Consider the following 18938-nt stretch of genomic DNA (forward strand, 5'->3'; position numbering starts at 1 on the left):
ACAATCATGAAAATCATTGACAAGAACTAAAAAAAGCAGTATACTATAAAAGTTGAGAAATTAAAGCAGAAGCACCCGCTTCTCGCCTGAGTGACTGTATCGCTGGGCAGAATAGGATTCCTACATTTTGTGTATGGAGTACGTGCGGGTTCGTGAAGAACTCGTTTTTTTTATTGTCTGATTTCGAATCGACAAGCTTTTCTTTCTCTCAAAAAACTCGGAGGTGAATGACCATAGCAAAGGATATGATGGTAAACGACGGCATTCGTGCACGTGAATTGCGTTTGATTGATCAAAACGGCGAACAACTTGGTGTAAAGAGTAAAGCTGAAGCATTGCAAATTGCAGAACGAGCAAACCTTGATGTGGTATTGGTGGCACCAAATGCGAAACCACCGGTAGCAAGAATTATGGATTACGGAAAATATCGTTTTGAGCAACAGAAGAAAGACCGTGAAGCTCGTAAAAAACAAAAAGTAATCAACATTAAAGAGGTTCGTTTAAGTCCAACGATCGACGTCAATGATTTCAACACAAAGTTGCGTAATGCACGTAAATTCCTTGAAAAAGGGGACAAAGTAAAAGCTTCGATCCGTTTCAAAGGCCGTGCCATTACCCATAAAGAGATTGGTCAGAAAGTGTTGGATCGTTTGGCTGAAGAAACAGCTGATTTAGCATCCGTTGAACAAAAACCAAAAATGGATGGACGCAGCATGTTCTTAGTATTATCGCCAAAAAATGATAAATAATGACTCACTGAGTTTCAGTTTAAAGTCAGATAACGAAAGATTTTGAGGAGGAAATTAGTTATGCCAAAACAAAAAACACACCGCGGATTAGCAAAACGCGTAAAACGTACTGGCGGCGGCGGATTGAAACGCTTCCGTGCATTTACTAGCCACCGTTTCCACGGTAAAACAAAAAAACAACGTCGTCAATTGCGTAAAGCTTCTATGGTTTCAGCTGGCGATTACAAACGTATCCGTCAACAATTAGCACGCATGAAGTAATTGCGTCCCAGGCTTTACAAATTCAAACAACTATCGATTTTCATATTAGGAGGAATTATACATGGCACGTGTTAAAGGTGGAACAGTAACTCGTAAACGTCGTAAAAAAGTGCTAAAATTAGCAAAAGGTTACTACGGTTCTAAACACACTTTATTTAAAACAGCAAAAGAACAAGTAATGAATTCATACAACTACGCATACCGTGATCGTCGTCAAAAGAAACGCGACTTCCGCAAATTGTGGATTGCTCGTATCAACGCAGCGGCTCGTATGAATGGCTTAAGCTACTCAAAATTGATGCACGGTTTGAAATTAGCTGAAATCGACATCAACCGCAAAATGTTAGCTGACTTGGCTGTAAACGATGCAACAGCATTTACTGCATTGGCTGACCAAGCAAAAGACGCTTTAAACAAATAAACTCACGTTGTTCTACAACGATTGAACCCGCTCAATGAGCGGGTTTTTTGTTTCTTCCGCTAAGCAAAATACCAAATTCGCTTGACTAATGGTATAGTAGTCTACAATGAAATCGGATTCCTGTTAAGGCTGGGAGGATATCAAATGAAACTAGTAACGAGGAATGAAGTATTGGAAGAATCAAAGGCAGTCCTAAAAATCATCGCGGGTAATAGTTTGTTGGGATTTGCTTATGCGAAATGGATGAAACCTAATGGGATCATCAATGGTGGTGTCACTAGTATGGCGATGATTTTAGAAAAGGTGACCAATGTACCGATCGTTTATTTGACATCTGGTATTACGACCCTTCTGCTGGTTTTTTGTTGGCTATTTTTAGGAAAAGCCAATTTTTTCAAGTCCATTATCAGCAGTGTTTTTATAATTTATTTTTTGCTCTTTTTTATTATATGAAGATTGATTTTCAAGTAAACCTAATGCTTGATTTCTTATTTGCGAGCTTGTTCATAGCGGTAGGGTACTATTGCTGCATCACGGCTAACGCTTCAACTGTTGGGATGGATGTGATTGCCATGGCTATCAACAAAAAGCGGCCTGATTTTAGTATTGCTCGGGGTATCCGCTATATCAACTTTATGGTATTAATATTAGAATTTTTGACTTATGGCTTCAAATCAGTAGTAATTGGATTACTATTTAGTTTTGTCAATTCTTATCTATTAGATTTTTTGTTGAAAAGAAGCAGTCGGTGATCTATTTGGTGATTCTTGCTTCCTTTCATCCGCAACAAAAACGACAAACTAACAGTATTGATCCAATTCAAATTGGGGTTATTTCATTAATTGACTCGCCTCATAAATCTCTTGTTTATACGGAGATTTATGAGGTGTTTTTTGTTTTTTGTCTATCAACGAATAGAGAGAAACCGTTAAAAATGCGCAATATGACAAAATAAGTTGATTTATTTTGAATTTTGTCTTTTTCATAAACAGGTCAATAAGTGAAAGAGATTTCTCAATCCCAAATCATGTGATTTTTAACACATATTTCAGAAAAAACGAAGTTAAATGTCCTTATTTACTAAAAAAATGCTCAAGTCTGAGATAAAAATCGCTTTTATCCGTTCATTTCCAAGCGCAAAATGATAAGAATTACTCCTTTTTTAAAAAGATTACTAAGTAAGAATGAGACTCAAATACTTATTTTTTGAAAGGATTTTGTCAGTTCCTAATAGCAAAAATATCCGATAATCTGTTTAGATAATCTTTGCACTTTTTTAGGAGTGATCTTTATGTAAAACGAAAATGTTGGATTGGTTGTTTAGGCATGTATAGGTTAGGAAAGATTTAAAAAAATATGAAAGAAGGTACAGAAATGAAACGAAAGAAAAAATTAGTTACAAAGTTCGTTGTTGCAACAACTCTTTTCACAGCAGGTAGTTTGGTGGTTCCAGCTGTTTGCACTTTATCTGCCTATGCAGCGACTACAGGTCCTGTTGCAGATAATACTAGCCCTCGTTCCATTACACTTTGGAAATATGAAGTGAAAGATCTATCTGAACTGGGTGATCGTGGCGATGGAGAAAAGGATGATACAGTTACAAAGTAGCCGTTAGCAGGGATCAAATTCCGCATACAACGGGTAACGGCAATCGGTGATGCTGCTTTAACGAATCCATTAGATCAAAAAGAAGGAACCGATTATACGATTGACAACACATTTACTGCTCAAACAGTAACGACAGGAGCAGATGGGTCTGTCAAAGCGAATTTGGGTAGAGGCAATGCGGCAGATGGCATTTATTTAGTTACCGAATTAGAAGATGACCGTGGTGTCTCTCCTGCCGTTGCAAAACCAGCAGATCCATTCTTTGTGCAAGTACCTCAAACGGACCGTGATGATCTAGGCTCATTAATCTATGATGTAGTCGTTCAACCGAAGAACATTATGGAATCTTTGCTTGAACCAGATAAGACCGTTGAAGAAGGAAAAGGTTTCTCCAATAAAGCAGGAAATCATTTCACTTGGGAAGCCAATGCCACTCTTCCAAGCGGACTCTATCAAATTGCAGCGAAAGACATGGTTATTACACCAGTTTATGACAAAGATGGCAATCAAGTTGCGGATATTCCAGTCTCTGCAGGCGACGAAATTTACGCTGACTACTATACGATTCGCGATACATTGAACGAAAAGATTTTGTTGGATGGGTTAACTGTTAATACGAAGACAGATTCCAGTGACTGGGTAGCACTTGAATTTGGCACAGATTATACCGTCTTAGACTAGATAAGCATCATTTCCATTGTTTCGCGCGGGAATGTGCTATACTAGATGCTTGTAATCGCACCAAGAACCGGTGCTTGAAAGAAGGAGCATAAGAAATGAAAAATTTAAAAGTTCAAGACCTGATTGCTGTCGGGATATATACAGCTATTTATTTTTTATTGATGAGTTTTTGTCTGCTGATTTTACGGTTTGTTATTCCAGGATTTCATAATTTATTCATTCCAGCCGTTACAGCACTTTTTTCTGGGGTCATTTATCTATTGATGTTGAATAAAGTACCAAAGTTTGGCGCGATCACCATCATGGGCAGTGTGGTAGGTCTCTTTTTTTTGATTTCAGGTCACTTTCCGCTAGCCTTTATGCCGAATATTTTATGTGCAGTACTGGCAGATACGATTCAGTATAAAAGCAAGTGGAAAGGAAGTCTCAAGACAACTATTAGTTATACCGTATTCAGCTTTGGTTTAATGGGTCCCATCTTGCCATTGTGGTTCATGAAAAATGCGTATATTGATTCGCTAGTTGCTCGTGGAAAAGACCAAAGCTATATTGCAGGGGTCTTTGCTCATACTTCCACAGCGATGCTGGTGATTTGCGGGCTCGCTGTACTGGTTGCTTCGATTGTCGGGATAGGCCTCGGTGCTCGTCTATATCAAAAACATTTCCAACCAACGTTGCATCAAACAAACGGGAGATCGATGTGACTAGGCTCTCACTTGACCCCAGATGCAAATTATTTGTGACATTCTTTGCAAGTGTCACATTGATGATTTCATTGACGTGGACAAAAGAGTTGATTGTGATCAGCTTTTTGTTTATCTTGTTTCTACTTAGCGGTTTCTGGCGAAAGGGATTGTTGTTTTTCGGGCTGTTTCTATTATTGTCTTTGGTAGAAGGTTTTTTTGCAGGGCAAAACAATTCAATAGTAACCACCCTGCTGGATTTCTTTTCCGTAGGGTATCGCCGATTGTTACCGACGATCATGGCAGCCGTATTTGCGATGAGTGGGACGAAAATCAGTGAATGGTTAGCTGCTTTGCAAAAAATCCGCATTCCCTCGTTTTTGCTGGTACCGCTGGCCGTACTGTTTCGATTTTTTCCAACATTGTTGCAAGATGTCAAAAGTATTCGCCAAGCGATGCGCTTTCGCGGAATTGCTTTGAACGGCTGGTCCTATGTAAGACATCCTCTACAGACGGTGGAGTATTTTTTGATTCCTTTATTGATGTCTGCAGAAAATACTGCCACAGAATTGTCAGCGACCGCGTTAGTAAGAGGCCTGTCGGCTAAAAATCCTCATACATCGGTTTATACACTGCGGTTGAAACTTGCTGATTATGTAGTGTTTGGTACTGTGTTACTACTTATTTTTTTGTTTGTAAGGATGTGAAGGAATGATCACCATCGAAAAACTATCTCTTAAACGGGGCACCCAGCAGGTATTGAAAGATGTCTCTTGTCAGATTTTTGCTGGTGAAGTCATCGTGTTATGCGGTCAAAGCGGTAGCGGTAAGTCAACCTTGTTGAATGTTCTCAATGGCTTGATTCCTGAACTATATCCAGCAGAAATGACGGGGGCTGTTCAAGTGGCAGGGGATTCTTTGCCGACGGAAGACTTTCCCGCCTACGCCAGAAAAATCGGTGTTGTTTTTCAAAATCCCAAAACACAATTTTTTACAACAGATGTTTATTCTGAACTGGCGTTTACAATGGAAAATGCAGGGATAGAGCCAGTAGAAATACGAAAACGGATCAAAGAAGCGGCAGAACAATTTTCTTTGTCAGAATTGTTGGATGCAAGTGTTTTCGAACTGTCTGGTGGCGAAAAGCAGCGAGTAGCAATCGCTTGTGCAACGATGCTTTCTCATGATCTCTTTTTGTTCGATGAACCTTCCAGTAATCTTGATGAAGAAGCACTACAAAAAATTGCCGCAGCGATCCGCCTTTTGAAAGAGCAAGGGAAGACGATCGTCATTGCAGAGCACCGATTGTCCTACTTGACGGGGATTGCGGATCGTTACTTATTACTAGCAGAAGGGCGCTTGGTCACAGAGTATACCAGTGAAGCATTGCTTTCTCATACCCCGCAACAGATTCACAATCTCGGATTAAGGCGGATCAACGAGCCGCAGTTCGAGTTGGCAATCAACGAAACAGAGGGAGCGAGTTTCTCAGCTGATCTGATTGCGACGAATCTCCAAGTCACTTATCGACGCCAACAGCAACCAGCTCTTGATATTGCGAAACTTGTTGTGCCTACGCGACAAGTCGTGGGTTTGATTGGCCCGAACGGTGCTGGCAAATCGACATTGTTTCAAGTGTTCGCTGGCTTAAAAAAATGTTCAGCAGCTCAATTTTGGCTGCATGGTCAACCAATCAATCAAAAACAGTTATTGCGAGAAAGTTTTCTGGTTATGCAAGATGTGAACCTGCAGCTTTTTTTTGAATCTGTCGAAAAAGAATTGTTGGCAAAAGCTGCCAGACCGGAACGTTTTGAACAAGTCGTGACTTTGTTGGAACTAGAGCATTTACTGCGAAGACATCCACAATCTTTGTCCGGTGGCGAAAAGCAGCGAGTCGCGATCGGCAGTGCATTGCTTTCAGGTAAACGCTTGTTGTTTTTCGATGAACCGACTAGCGGATTAGACCTGAAACAAATGGAAGAGGTCGGAAATCTGCTGCAGGAAGTTGCCAAAGAAGTCGATCTGTTAGCCGTGATCAGTCATGATAAAGAGTTTTTGGATGAAACCTGCCCTTACGTGATCCAACTCGAACAGGGAAAGTTAGTTGATACCTATCAGTTAGCGACAAATGGGGGATAAAAGAAAAGCGGAGTGAGCATTGGTTCACTCCGTTTTTGTCTGAACATGAAAAAATCTTCATGATCTTTTTCTTTCAATCCGTTAGGAAGTTTTTACAAAATCCGTTATGATAGAAGCAAAAATAGGAGGAGAGCAGATGGCCTTGAGAATCTTGATAGTGGAAGACGAAGAAAGTTTAGCCAGTTTTATCCAGACTGAGTTGACTTTTGAGGGGTACGACACGGTATGGGCCAAAGATGGCCAAGAGGCATTGACCTTGTTCAATCAGCAAACTGATCTGTTTGATCTGATTTTGTTGGATTGGATGCTGCCAATCTATGATGGCATCACGGTGGCGCGGCGAATTCGCAAAGAAAGCGATATTCCGATTTTGATGATGACAGCCAGAAATCAAACTGCCGATGTCGTGACTGGTCTTGACGTTGGCCTAGATGATTATTTAACGAAGCCCTTTGAAATCGAAGAACTGTTTGCCCGGATTCGCGTGATTGAGCGACGGTTGCAGCGGGAAGCCCAACAGCAAAAGAACCAACAAAATCAGTTGGTGGTAGGCGAGTTGATGATGGACATCGCCAAACACTTGGTCCAGGTTGCCGGAGAGACCATTGAATTGACTCCTAAAGAGTTTGGAATCTTATATGAGTTGATGAAAGAACCAGAAGTAGTCAAAACCAGAGATGAGCTATTGAATGAGATTTGGGGGTATGAATACGATGGTCAAACAAATGTGGTAGATGTTTATATTCGCACCCTTCGCAACAAGCTGGATGTCTGCGGTAAAGGGAAAATGATCGCAACTGTTCGGGGATTAGGCTATGTGTTGAGGATCGCCCATGAAGAATAAGTTCGCCAACCCACGCAGAAAAACTGCCCAGTTTCAATTAACGAGCCGCTTTTCTTTGATTCTATTTGGTCTGTTGATTCTCTTCAATGTATTGTTTATCTTGTTATCCGTAGGGTATTTGTTTGAACATATCGAAAATCGTGCGAGCAATATTCTTGAGGCTATCGAAAACGGGGAAGCTTCAGGGGATGACTGGAATGATCTAGTCAATGCCTATGTTTCGGCAGATGAAGAAGATGCCTTGCAAGTGATCTTAGCTGATGGCAGTGTCATTTTATCAGAAGATGCAGCAGAGATTTTTGCCGAGATCAATCAAGGACGGATCATCCCATTTTTGGAGGGCATCGTCTTTACAGATGATGGTATCTATTATACGAAAACCCAAGAAATCGATAGGGATCAGGTGAAGATCGCCATCAATGGTGAGGACAGTGTGGAATTAGCCTATGGTCTCTTTATGATCAGCAGTTTCTTGAACCTGATCGCTGTAGTCGTTGGCAGTATATTGATTTATTGGAGCGTTGGGAAATGGAGCCGGAAATTAACAGGGATGGCGCAAGAAATTGCTGAAATCGAACAAAGCCAAAAAGGCGAATTGACGATTGTTGAAGAACCAATCGAGATTCGTTCTGTGGCGTTGGCTTTCAATAAACTACTGAAAGAACAGCGTGAGACGATCGCGCGAGAAAAACGGTTTGTTGCCGATGCTTCTCATGAGCTGCGGACACCTTTAGCCGCGATTCGCGGACATGTCCAATTGATCCAGCGGCGTGGAACCAAACACCCAGAAGTCATTCCTTCTTCACTGGCCTTTATCGATAAAGAATCGAAGCGTTTGGAAACATTGAGTAATCAACTGCTGGATTTGGAAAAAAACCAAACCCAAGAAATAAGTCTCGTTGATGTCTCGCAGATCGTGCGAGAAGAATGTGAAAAACAAGCAACGATCGTTCCGCAATCGATTGAATATTTTGTGGAAAACCAGTGTAGGAAGCAAGGGCACAAACGTGACTTCCAACAGATCATCCAAAATCTTTTAGAAAATGCAGCGAAGTATTCACCAGCAGATCAGCCCATTCATGTGAGACTGACACAAGATCAAACGCACTTGTCTCTAACCGTTGCCGACTTTGGTATTGGGATCCCCAATGATAAGAAAGCGTTGATTTTTGAGCGTTTCTATCGAGTGGAAGATTCTCGTTCCAGTCAAATTTCCGGTTCAGGAATCGGATTATCACTGGTAAAGCAGCTGGCCAACAAGTATCATGCTGAAATTACCGTCACGGATAATCAGCCGCAAGGCAGTGTCTTTAAAATTGATTTCCCAAGTGAAAGAGAAAGATGAAGATTTTTTTAGATTTTCTTCAAGCATTTTTGATTCTTTTTTCTGAAGGACTTGTTATTCTAAATATATAGAAAAAAGGAATAGACAATTAATTGGAGAAATGAAACATGAAAAAAACAACAATTTTGTTCGGAATCGCTGCCCTAGGATTATTGGCAGGATGTACACAAAATAACACTGGAAATTCTGAACCTGCACAAAACAGCAGTTCAAGCTCAGCAGTCGCATCATCAAATGAAACAACTTCTTCGCAAGCTGTGGACAGATCTTCAAGCAGTGCAGCCATCGCAAATGGCGGTTTGCCTACAGTGACAGTAGAAGAAGCCGTCCAAGTGTTCCAAAACAAATATCCAGATGCAGCAATCACATCGCTTGACTTGGATACTTCTTTTGGTAAGTACTTCTATCAAGTTGAAGGCGTAGACGACACGAATGAATTTGAACTAAAGATCGATGCAGAAACAAAAGAAACTTCTGAAGAAAGAACCGAAAAACTAGATGCGGACGAACAAAACGGTGTCAAAAAAGAAGCCGATCAATTGGATCTGACCAACTTGCTTTCATTGGAAGAGATTTCCGATAGTGCTGTGAAAGAAGCTGGCGGTGGACAAGCAACAGATTGGGATCTTGATAAAGAAATGAATGTGACTTATTGGGAAGTCAAAGTTGAAGACGGCAACAAAAAAACAAATGTTAAAATCAATGCGCAAACAGGAGAAATTTTAGAAACTGAACAAGATGACTAGCAAAAGCGATAAGCAATAAAAAAAGCAAGGCAGCGAATAATGAAACTTACGCCAGTAAGCGTTCTTTCGCTGTCTTGCTTTTTATTGATTTGGCTTTACTTCTGTGAGAGGTTTGACTCTTCCGCCTATTTTTGCTGCAAAGGCTTCCGACTGCTTCCGATCTTCAAAAATCCACAACTTGTCAGGTATTTTTTCACGAGTGCGACGACCATCTTTGCCAATGTAACCATGCAAGACTTTAACAACATACATTGTCATCATCCTCCCATAAAAATTACCTTTGATTATACAAAAAAGTGCTCTAAATGCAATTAATCTGTCTCGAGATTAATTTTTCGAGGCAGCCGATAATGTCGCATAATCTGAAAATACTTGATGGATCTCAGGAAAGCTGCGCTTCAAATGGACTAGGCGATAGGTCTCTTTACTCAAAAAACAATGTTTGGAAGCGCCAGTTGTGACTAACTGATTGTTGTCAGTTCTATAAATCTCATAACGAAAATCAAGTCGAGTACCGGTGTAATGATCGACGAGCACATCGATGCGTACTTGATCCTCATAACGGATCATTTCCTTGTATTGTGCATTGACTTCAAGAACGGGAACAATCAAACCCGCTTCTTCGATTTTATGGTATGGCAATTGTAAAAAGGCGAGCATATCTACTCGTGCTTCTTCGAACCAACGGATGTAATTTGCATGGTGAATGATTGCCATCTGATCGGTTTCATAGTAATGAGGTTGGCGGATATAGCCGGAATATAAGGACATCAGGGTTGCTCCTTTTCATAACTGTTTTCATCAGCATAATACAAAACAAGAGAAATGCAAAGTGCCTTCTCTTGTTTCGGGACTATTTAAATTCAGCAAACAGGTGATCAATCGCTTGATAATCGGTTGCGGATAAATGGATATCCAATGCCTGCGCGTTGTCAGCAACTTGACTGGCTTGTTTTGCACCTGGAATAACTGCTGCAACTGCAGGATTTTTCATGTACCAAGCCAACACAAGTTGAGGAATCGTTGCATCATAAGAGGCAGCGATTGGTCGCAATTGGTCGACAGCCGATACGATTTTTTTAAAGCGATCACCTTGAAAGTCCGGCTTTTTACTACGGATATCATCGTTTGAAAAGGTCGTTTCTTGTGTGTACTTTCCAGTCAACAACCCGGATGCTAGTGGAAAGTACGGAATAAAACTGATTGAATGTTCAGCTAAATAAGGGAAAAGTTCTGATTCAGCTTGGCGATGGATCAAACTGTACTCATCTTCCACAACATCAACGTACCCTTCGGCATTGGCTTCTTTTAATTGTTCAAGTGTGAAGTTGGAGACACCGATCGCACGGATTTTGCCAGCTTCTTTCAGTTGATGCAATGCGCGAATCGCTTCTTCTTTAGGGGTGGTTTCATCTGGAAAATGAATATAAAATATATCCAGATAGTTGGTTTTTAAGCGTGTTAAAGCTTCTTCAACGGCTTGGGTCAGGAATTCCGGCGAATTATCTTTTTTGTTTGGTTCTTCTGGTCGATGAGCTGCTTTAGTGGCAATGATGACTTGATTGCGATCGAACGCTTCTTCTTGCAAGACATCACCGATCAGTTCTTCTGATCGACCTTCACCGTAAATATAGGCAGTATCAATCAAATTGATCCCATTGCGCAGCGCCGTCCGCACAATTTCCTTGCCTTCTTCTTCATCTAAATTTGGAAATAAATTGTGGCCGCCGATGGCATTTGCACCTAAGCCAAGGGAGCGTACATAGACTTGTGATTTGCCGATTTGAACATCTGTCATAAAGCAATTCCTCCTTCTAATCTCTTCTTTTAGTGTAAAGGAAAAACTTGAAAAACGATATTCATAAGTATTGAAAAAGCCTATGAAACAGCTTGACATTTCCAAAGGATTCTTGTAGTTTATAGATAATATCAAAAATCTGTGAAAGATCGAGTACGTCATTATTGGACCTTCAAAGAGAAAACTGCCATGGCTGCAAGCAGTTTAGGACAAATGTCGGAAAGACAATCTGGAGATGAACAGAAGAAAAGCTGTTCCGTGAACGAGCGTTAATCGAAAGGAGAATGAAAGTTCTCGAATTTTAGGTGGTACCGCGTGTAATAACTCGCCCTTGTGTAGAAAACAAGGGCGAGTTTTTTGCTGTGAATCACTGCGATTGACCTGCGAAGCAGGGCAGAGCAGATGATGAACAGTAGTAGGCGACCGGAGGGAGAGTAGTCACCGCTTTTCGAATCATTGCGATTGACCTGCGAAGCAGATGATGAACAGTAGTAGGCGACCGGAGGGAGAGTAGTCACCGCTTTCCGAATCACTGCGACTGGTCGAAGACTATGCAAGTCCTTCTTAGCGACAGCTTAGAAGCGACGGTAGGCGTAACGCAGAGTAGACGAGCAGATGATGAACAGAAAATCGTTTCCCACAATGGATCAAATCAGTATAGTTGTAATGAATACATACGATCGTTTTTGATCGATCGAAGATACCCACAATAGGAGGATGAAAACAGATGAGTTATCAACGTCCAAAAGGCACCAATGATATTTTACCAGGAGAATCCGAAAAATGGCAGTTTGTTGAAGAAACAGCCCGTTTGGTTTTTCGTGATTACCAGTACAATGAAATCCGCACACCGATTTTTGAACATTTTGAAGTGATTGCTAGAAGCGTTGGTGATACAACCGACATCGTTTCAAAAGAAATGTACGATTTCTATGACAAAGGAGAGCGCCATGTGACATTGCGTCCGGAAGGCACAGCGCCGATTGCTCGTTCTTATGTTGAAAATAAACTTTTCGGACCTGAATACAACAAGCCTTACAAAGTCTTTTATATTGGACCGATGTTCCGCTATGAACGGCCGCAAAAAGGTCGCTTACGTCAATTCCATCAAATCGGTGTAGAAGCATTTGGTTCCGCAAATCCTGCGACAGATGTTGAAACGATGGCGATGGCGATGGATTTCTTTAAACAATTAGGGCTAAGTCAACTTCGATTAGTGATTAACTCTTTAGGGGATAAAGAAACGCGTAAGAACTATCGTCAAGCACTGATTGATTATTTATCGCCTCATGAAGCAGAATTAAGTGAAGATTCAAAACGTCGTCTGCATGAGAATCCACTGCGGGTTTTAGATAGTAAAGACAAACGAGATCAACAGTTCGTTGCGGATGCTCCTTCGATCTTGGACTATTTAAGTCCGGAAGCTAAAGCCCATTTTGAAACAGTCATCACGATGTTGGATGCTTTGGACATTCCTTATGAGATTGATTCAAATATGGTCCGGGGACTGGATTATTATACCCATACTATTTTTGAGATTATGAGTGAAGCGCCAAAAATGGGGGCGCAAGCTACGATCTGTGCGGGTGGACGCTATGACCATCTGGTCGAAGAATTAGGCGGCCCACAAACGCCAGGTTTCGGTTTTGCGATGGGCTTAGAACGTCTATTGATCACAATGGAAGCAGAAGAAGTCGTTATTCCAGCATTGAACGAATTAGATGCTTATGTTGTTGGTCTAGGAGAAGCAACCAATTTGGAAGCATTGAAAGTCGTTCAGGCGATCCGTAATTTTGGCTTTTCGGCAGATCGTGATTTTATGAATCGGAAAGCAAAAGCGCAGTTCAAATCGGCAGATAAGCAAGGGGCGCGTTTGGTGCTGACCCTAGGTGAAAATGAATTAGCTGAACAAGTGATCAACATCAAATCGATGGCAAGCCGGATCGAGAAACAATTTAAGTTAGCCGATCTGTATGATCATTTTGATGAAATCTATGATGAAATGACTACAATCTTAATCAAGCAAGGAGAAGAAGAATGAGCAAACGTACAGTATATTGTGGGCGCGTCTCAGAAGCCCATTTAGATCAAACCGTTACTTTAAAAGGCTGGGTCCAAAAACGTCGTGACTTAGGCGGAGTGATTTTCATTGATTTGCGGGACAGAGAAGGGATCGTGCAAGTTGTCTTTAATCCGGAAGTATCCAAAGAAGCATGGGCGATTGCAGATACTTGCCGCAGCGAGTATGTGCTAGAAGTGACAGGTCAAGTCATCAATCGAGCACCGGAAGCAATCAATCCTAAGATGAAAACCGGGCACTATGAAGTGATGGTCAGCGAGATCACTATTTTGAATACAGCCAAAACACCTGCATTTTCGATCGAAGATGATCAAATTGTAGGAGACGAAACGCGGTTGAAATATCGTTATTTGGATTTACGCCGTCCCAAAATGACTAAGAATATCATGATGCGGGCAAAAACGACACAAGTGATTCGTCATTTCTTGGATACCAATGACTTTCTAGATATCGAAACCCCTTATTTAGCGAAATCAACACCAGAAGGCGCCAGAGATTATCTCGTTCCTTCCCGGGTTTACCCTGGTCATTTTTATGCATTGCCACAATCGCCACAAATTTTCAAACAATTATTGATGGGTGCTGGATTCGATCGTTACTATCAAATCGTCCGTTGCTTCCGGGATGAAGACTTGCGGGGAGACCGTCAGCCTGAATTTACCCAAGTCGATATTGAAACAACCTTTTTGACGGCGGAAGAGATTCAAGCTTACACGGAGGAACTGTTAGTCAATGTCATGCGTGAAGTCAAAGGGCTAGAAGTAACTACGCCGTTTCCGCGAATGACTTACGATGATGCCATGGCACGTTATGGCAGCGACAAGCCAGATACTCGGTTTGACATGGAATTGATTGATTTGTCCGAAACCGTTAAAGATGTTGATTTCAAAGTTTTCCAAATGGCGCTTGAAAATGGCGGTGTGGTGAAAGCATTGAATGCGAAAGGTGCTGCGGATAAATATTCCCGAAAAGATATGGATAATTTGGGACATTACGCAGGACAGTTTGGTGCGAAAGGGTTAGCATGGGTCAAAGTAGAAGAAGATGGCTTAAAAGGACCAATCGCAAAATTCTTGACTGACGCTGCAGCATCGATCATTGCTGCTACGAATGCAGAAGTGGGCGATATCCTAATGTTTGGTGCGGATAAGTTTGAGATCGTTTCGGCGGCTTTAGGAGCAATCCGCAGCAAGTTAGGAAAAGAATTAGGCTTGATCGATGAAAGCAAGTTCAATTTCTTATGGGTAACAGATTGGCCACAATTTGAATACGATGCAGAAGCTGGCCGCTATGTCTCTGCTCACCATCCATTTACGATGCCTAAAGAAAAAGATGTACCCTTGTTGGCAACTGATCCTGCAAAAGTGTATGCGGAAGCTTATGATATCGTCTTGAACGGTTACGAGCTTGGCGGTGGGTCTCTCCGGATCCATCAGCGGGATGTTCAAGAACAAATGTTTGAAACCCTTGGTTTTTCTCGCCGTGAAATGGAAGAACAATTTGGTTTCTTGCTGACGGCATTAGACTATGGGTTCCCACCACATGGCGGAATCGCACTAGGCTTGGATCGTTTAGTGATGTTGCTGGCTGGTGAAGAAAACATCCGTGAAGTGATCGCATTCCCTAAAAACGGGAAAGCCGCCGATCCAATGTCACAAGCGCCAAGTAAAGTGGCGCCGCTGCAATTGTTCGAATTGAATATTGATGTCACGACAGTTGAAGAAGACTAAGTAAAAAGAAATGAACAAGTAAAGAACAAACGAGCGAATGATGAATGAAAATAGACGATTAAGAAAATTCCATGAGAATTTGTCTATTTCTTTCATTGTTCGTTTCTTTTTTTACTATCTGAAGTATAATAAGAGCAAATCAACAAAGCGAGGCTCTTGAATGAAATGAATACCCTCTTTAAATGGCTGCCACACCCTGATTATGCCAACAAATTATCGTTTTCGATCGTCTACGCCATTTTATCGGCGATCGCAGTCAATTTTTTTTATCAACCCGGCAAAATCTATTCTAGCGGGATCACAGGGATAGCTCAAATTTTGACCACCGTTTCCACGGATTGGCTTGGATTCTATATCCCCGTCTCAGTCGCCCTATTGTTGCTGAATATTCCGCTTTTCTTTCTCGGCTGGTTCAAGATTGGTCATAAATTTACGATTTTCACAGGAATTACTGTAGTCCTAACATCTTTGTTCGTACAGATTCTTCCCGAAGAAACACTGACGACAGATCCGATGATCTGCGGGATTTTTGGGGGAGCCATCAACGGAGCCGGTATTGGTTATGCGCTAAAAAGCGGACTTTCCTCTGGCGGCCTCGATTTTGTAAGTATCGCGATCCGGAAACGTACGGGGAAAACCATCGGGTCCATCTCGATTTTTTTCAATATTGCCATCATGTTTGCTGCGGGCATCCTGTTCGGCTGGCAGTATGCGCTATATAGTGCCATTGCGATTTTTGTCAGTGGTAAAGTCACCGATGCTGTTTTTACCAAGCAAAAGAAAATGCAGGTAACGATTATTACGAGAATTCCTGAAGAAGTCATCCATACGATCCAGAAAAGTCTGCGCCGAGGAATTACGATCATCAATGAAGCAGAAGGAGCCTACAAGCATGATAAACAGACAGTATTATTGACTGTCGTTACACGCTTCGAGTTGCCGATGTTACGTTCTGCCATGAAAGAAGCAGATCCCAAGGCATTTGTCAGTATTGCTGAAAATGTACAAATATTGGGTCGTTTTTATGAAGAAGAATTATAGGAGAGCTTGGATCAAAGCGTTTCGTGATGAAATGCTTTTTTCTTTTTGTAAAAATTAATTTTTTTAGAAAATAGAGTATTCTTGCTAGCTTTCTTGTTGCTTTATCTGGTAAATTATGAAGAAATGGGTCATTATTTTTTAATGGTTCCACATTGACTGTTTCTTACGAAAACAGTTGATCAAAAAAAAGAAAAGTGGTTGGAGAATGAACAAACGGTTAAAAACAAGCCGCTATATCACTGGTTTCGACGGTATCCGTACATTAGCCGTGATCGGCGTTATCTTATATCATTTATTACCTACTCAAATGCGAGGCGGGTATTTAGGAGTTCCTGTTTTTTTTGTAGTTTCTGGTTATTTGATCACCGATTTGCTTCGACAGGAGTGGGACCAGAACGGTCGTATTGCTGTCAAAGATTTTTATGTCCGCCGGATGAAACGACTGTATCCTGGCATGGTGGTGATGCTGCTTCTGTCTGCTGCCTATATTACATTGTTCCAGCGGAATTTACTGAATAATCTGCGGGGAGTCGTCGTCAGCAGTCTCTTGTATGTCAACAACTGGTGGCAGATCAATCACGGTCTTTCTTATTTTGACCGATTCGGCAATGAATCTCCCTTTACGCATCTATGGTCTTTGGCTGTTGAAGGACAGAATTATTTGATTTGGCCGTTACTCTTTATTTTATTGATGAAGTTAGTCAAAAATCGTGGGACGATTTTTAAAATCGTGATCGGCTGCTCGTTACTTTCGGCTCTTTTATTAGCGATCTGGTATTCACCAGGGGCAGACCCTACTCGAGTTTATTATGGTACCGACACGCGTTTGTTTTCGATTTGGATGGGAAGTGCGCTGGCTTTCATTTGGCCCAGCACCCATTTAAAAAAAGAAATTCCGAAGAAAGCGAAGCGGGTATTGAACCTAGCTGGTGGTCTTTCTTTTATTGGTTTAGTGATAACATTTTTTGTGCTAGATGATCATCTTTCCTTTGTTTATTACGGAGGAATGCTGCTAGTCAGCTTGCTTTGTACGATCTTGGTGGCGGTCACTGCCCATCCTGGAGCTAGTCTGAACCGTTGGCTGACAAATCCGTTATTCAGTTACATCGGCAAGCGGAGTTATGGGATTTATTTGTATCAGTTCCCTGTGATGATTTTTTATGAAGCAAAGATTGGGAATGTCGGCGAAAATGTTCTCCTGCATACATTGATTGAGATTGTATTGATTCTCTTGATCAGTGAATTGTCCTATCGGTTTATCGAAAATCCGTTGCGGAAATTCCACTACAAAGATACTTTCCGCACGGTGCGCAATTGGTTTAGTAAACCAGTGATCAGTCGACAAAAACCTTGGCTGCTTCCAGGACTGCTTGTTTCCTTAGTTGCTCTTTATGGAATAGCTACCGCTCCGGTGAATTATGTAGATGCGCAACAGCAGCAGTTAAAAGAAAATATTGCTGCCAATAAAAAAGCGGCAGAACAGACACAAAAAAATGCGAATGGCTCGGATACAGAAAGTACAGGAGACAATTCTTCAAAGGCAACGGAAGCCGAACAATCAGTAATGGAAAAATATGGGTTGACAGAAGCCCAGGTGAAGAAGGCTGAAGAGCTGGAAATTACCGCTTTTGGTGATTCTGTTATGCTGGATGCCACTGCCGACTTGCAAGAAATTTTTCCCAAAGCTGTCGTTGATGGGGATGTGGGACGACAATTGTATGAGAGTCCGGAACTGATCAAAGCGTTGAAAGAAAAAGATTTGTTACGAGATACGGTATTGATCGGTCTAGGAACGAATGGGTCCTTTACAGAAACCCAATTCGATAATTTGATGAAAGAAATTGGCGATCGCAAAGTCTATTGGATCAATGTGCGGGTACCTACGCAAAGATGGCAAAATGAGGTCAACAGCATGCTGGAGAAAATGGCTGCTAAATACGACAATATGACATTGATCGATTGGTATGATTTAAGTAATGAACATGAAGAGTGGTTCTATGAAGATCGAGTTCATCCAAATCCTGATGGCATGTTGCAATATTGTACACTAGTTTCTCAAGCTATTTTGCAATAATGGCGTTGACTATTTCTTAGAAAAATAAACTAACCGAGAGGTCTCAAGCACAGATTCTTGTTTATCTTCAAGAATCGCAAGAGATCTCTCGGTTTTTTGTATCGCCTTTCCTAAGTGGAATGAGGATCTTTATCCAATCGTTGCAACAAGCGTTTCAAACAACAATGCACTGGAAGCGGCACCTGGATCGATATGTCCGATTGCCCGCTCGCCTAAATAAGAAGCACGGCCTTTTTTAGCGACTAGGTCTTTTGTATGTTCTTTGGCTTCCTCGATTTGTTCTTTAGTCAGACTGCCGTTTTTTAACGCTGCGGCAACAGGTTGCCAGACATCGACCATCGTTTTGTCTTCGAATTCTGCTTTGCCTCGAGCTTTGATCCCATTAAGCCCTTCTTCGATGATGCTTCCTAATTGTTCATACGAATCAATTGTTTCTAGTTCTTTTGTAGCTTTGGTCATGTTCATGAATGCTGAGCCATAAAGTGGACCTGAAGCACCACCAACTTTAGAGATCAATGCCATCGAGAGTACTTTGAATGTGTCTGTGATTGTTTTAGGCTGTTGTTTTGCGAATGCTTCTTGATAGGCTGCGACGCCGCGAGCCATATTGTTGCCGTGATCGCCGTCACCAATAGGGGTATCTAGATCACTTAAATAGCCTTTATTTTCCTCAATGGCTTTTGTAAATGCATTTAACCATTGTTGGGTCATCTCTGTTGTCATTTGCATTGAAAATTC

Annotated in this window: 19 protein-coding genes, 1 pseudogene and 2 other annotated features; of the genes and pseudogenes, 16 read left to right on the top strand and 4 right to left on the bottom strand. The window is 41.5% G+C overall.

Annotated elements, in window-relative coordinates; translation table 11 throughout:
- The first annotated feature begins 57 nt into the window (after positions 1-57).
- Positions 58-179, top strand: a sequence feature (ribosomal protein L20 leader region).
- A 48-nt stretch (positions 180-227) separates the two neighbouring features.
- The 12 genes and pseudogenes from infC to DVW06_RS06500 all read left to right on the top strand — a co-directional run bounded on the left by infC (position 228) and on the right by DVW06_RS06500 (position 9477).
- Positions 228-749 (top strand): translation initiation factor IF-3, encoded by a 522-nt coding sequence (infC, locus tag DVW06_RS06440; protein ID WP_003128645.1) that lies wholly within the window; start codon positions 228-230, stop codon positions 747-749.
- A 60-nt stretch (positions 750-809) separates the two neighbouring features.
- The gene (gene rpmI, locus DVW06_RS06445) at positions 810-1010 is read left to right on the top strand and encodes a 50S ribosomal protein L35 (RefSeq protein ID WP_003128650.1); all 201 of its coding nucleotides are present in this window, start codon (positions 810-812) and stop codon (positions 1008-1010) included.
- 61 nt (positions 1011-1071) lie between these two features.
- Entirely contained in the window at positions 1072-1431 is a 360-nt protein-coding gene (gene rplT / locus DVW06_RS06450) for a 50S ribosomal protein L20 (RefSeq protein WP_003128653.1), read from the top strand.
- A gap of 243 nt (positions 1432-1674) precedes the next feature.
- Positions 1675-2183: pseudogene (locus tag DVW06_RS06460) on the top strand (YitT family protein).
- A gap of 622 nt (positions 2184-2805) precedes the next feature.
- Positions 2806-3039: a hypothetical protein gene (locus DVW06_RS17440; protein WP_123836298.1), complete on the top strand. Its 234-nt coding sequence runs from the start codon at positions 2806-2808 to the stop codon at positions 3037-3039.
- Positions 3040-3051: 12 nt separating this feature from the next.
- A complete protein-coding gene (locus DVW06_RS17040; protein WP_225585958.1) occupies positions 3052-3720 on the top strand; it encodes a pilin N-terminal domain-containing protein in 669 nt (222 codons plus the stop codon).
- A gap of 95 nt (positions 3721-3815) precedes the next feature.
- Positions 3816-4424 (top strand): MptD family putative ECF transporter S component, encoded by a 609-nt coding sequence (locus tag DVW06_RS06475; RefSeq protein WP_003128664.1) that lies wholly within the window; start codon positions 3816-3818, stop codon positions 4422-4424.
- Positions 4421-5110, top strand: coding sequence for an energy-coupling factor transporter transmembrane component T (locus DVW06_RS06480; protein ID WP_003128666.1), 690 nt, complete (start codon positions 4421-4423; stop codon positions 5108-5110). The genes DVW06_RS06475 and DVW06_RS06480 overlap by 4 nt, the downstream gene beginning before the upstream one ends.
- Before the next feature lie 4 nt (positions 5111-5114).
- A complete protein-coding gene (locus tag DVW06_RS06485) occupies positions 5115-6542 on the top strand; it encodes an ABC transporter ATP-binding protein (protein ID WP_137264510.1) in 1428 nt (475 codons plus the stop codon).
- Positions 6543-6678: 136 nt separating this feature from the next.
- Entirely contained in the window at positions 6679-7386 is a 708-nt protein-coding gene (locus DVW06_RS06490; protein ID WP_123866861.1) for a response regulator transcription factor, read from the top strand.
- A complete protein-coding gene (locus DVW06_RS06495; protein WP_003128670.1) occupies positions 7376-8731 on the top strand; it encodes a sensor histidine kinase in 1356 nt (451 codons plus the stop codon). The genes DVW06_RS06490 and DVW06_RS06495 overlap by 11 nt, the downstream gene beginning before the upstream one ends.
- Positions 8732-8838: 107 nt before the next feature.
- Positions 8839-9477, top strand: a complete 639-nt coding sequence (locus DVW06_RS06500; RefSeq protein WP_029487279.1) for a PepSY domain-containing protein — start codon at positions 8839-8841, stop codon at positions 9475-9477.
- An 81-nt stretch (positions 9478-9558) separates the two neighbouring features.
- Here DVW06_RS06500 and DVW06_RS17190 read toward each other — a convergent pair whose 3' ends face one another.
- The 3 genes from DVW06_RS17190 to DVW06_RS06510 all read right to left on the bottom strand — a co-directional run bounded on the left by DVW06_RS17190 (position 9559) and on the right by DVW06_RS06510 (position 11275).
- Positions 9559-9729 carry a hypothetical protein gene (locus DVW06_RS17190; RefSeq protein WP_005472698.1) on the bottom strand — a complete coding sequence of 57 codons (171 nt, stop codon included), beginning with the start codon at positions 9727-9729 and terminating at the stop codon, positions 9559-9561.
- A 75-nt stretch (positions 9730-9804) separates the two neighbouring features.
- Positions 9805-10248 (bottom strand): acyl-CoA thioesterase, encoded by a 444-nt coding sequence (locus DVW06_RS06505; RefSeq protein WP_003128673.1) that lies wholly within the window; start codon positions 10246-10248, stop codon positions 9805-9807.
- Positions 10249-10330: 82 nt separating this feature from the next.
- Positions 10331-11275 (bottom strand): aldo/keto reductase, encoded by a 945-nt coding sequence (locus tag DVW06_RS06510; RefSeq protein WP_086269353.1) that lies wholly within the window; start codon positions 11273-11275, stop codon positions 10331-10333.
- Between the two features lie 132 nt (positions 11276-11407).
- Positions 11408-11611 (top strand) — a binding site (T-box leader).
- 391 nt (positions 11612-12002) lie between these two features.
- On the opposite strand from DVW06_RS06510, the gene hisS reads away from it, so the two are divergent.
- The 4 genes from hisS (at position 12003) to DVW06_RS06530 (ending at position 18200) form a co-directional block, all read left to right on the top strand.
- Positions 12003-13316, top strand: a complete 1314-nt coding sequence (hisS, locus tag DVW06_RS06515) for a histidine--tRNA ligase (RefSeq protein WP_003128675.1) — start codon at positions 12003-12005, stop codon at positions 13314-13316.
- Positions 13313-15085 (top strand): aspartate--tRNA ligase, encoded by a 1773-nt coding sequence (aspS, locus tag DVW06_RS06520; protein ID WP_003128677.1) that lies wholly within the window; start codon positions 13313-13315, stop codon positions 15083-15085. The genes hisS and aspS overlap by 4 nt, the downstream gene beginning before the upstream one ends.
- Positions 15086-15250: 165 nt before the next feature.
- Positions 15251-16126, top strand: a complete 876-nt coding sequence (locus tag DVW06_RS06525; RefSeq protein ID WP_005472693.1) for a YitT family protein — start codon at positions 15251-15253, stop codon at positions 16124-16126.
- A 205-nt stretch (positions 16127-16331) separates the two neighbouring features.
- Positions 16332-18200 (top strand): acyltransferase family protein, encoded by a 1869-nt coding sequence (locus DVW06_RS06530; protein ID WP_096711010.1) that lies wholly within the window; start codon positions 16332-16334, stop codon positions 18198-18200.
- 129 nt (positions 18201-18329) lie between these two features.
- Here the strand turns inward: DVW06_RS06530 and dhaL are convergent, their stop codons facing one another.
- Complete coding sequence (dhaL, locus tag DVW06_RS06535) at positions 18330-18929, bottom strand: dihydroxyacetone kinase subunit DhaL (protein WP_003128682.1); 600 nt, start codon at positions 18927-18929, stop codon at positions 18330-18332.
- Between the last annotated feature and the right edge of the window lie 9 nt (positions 18930-18938).

Origin of the sequence: Enterococcus sp. ARL09-542 (assembly GCF_005234805.1) — a bacterium.
GTDB lineage: Bacteria > Bacillota > Bacilli > Lactobacillales > Enterococcaceae > Enterococcus_D > Enterococcus_D gallinarum.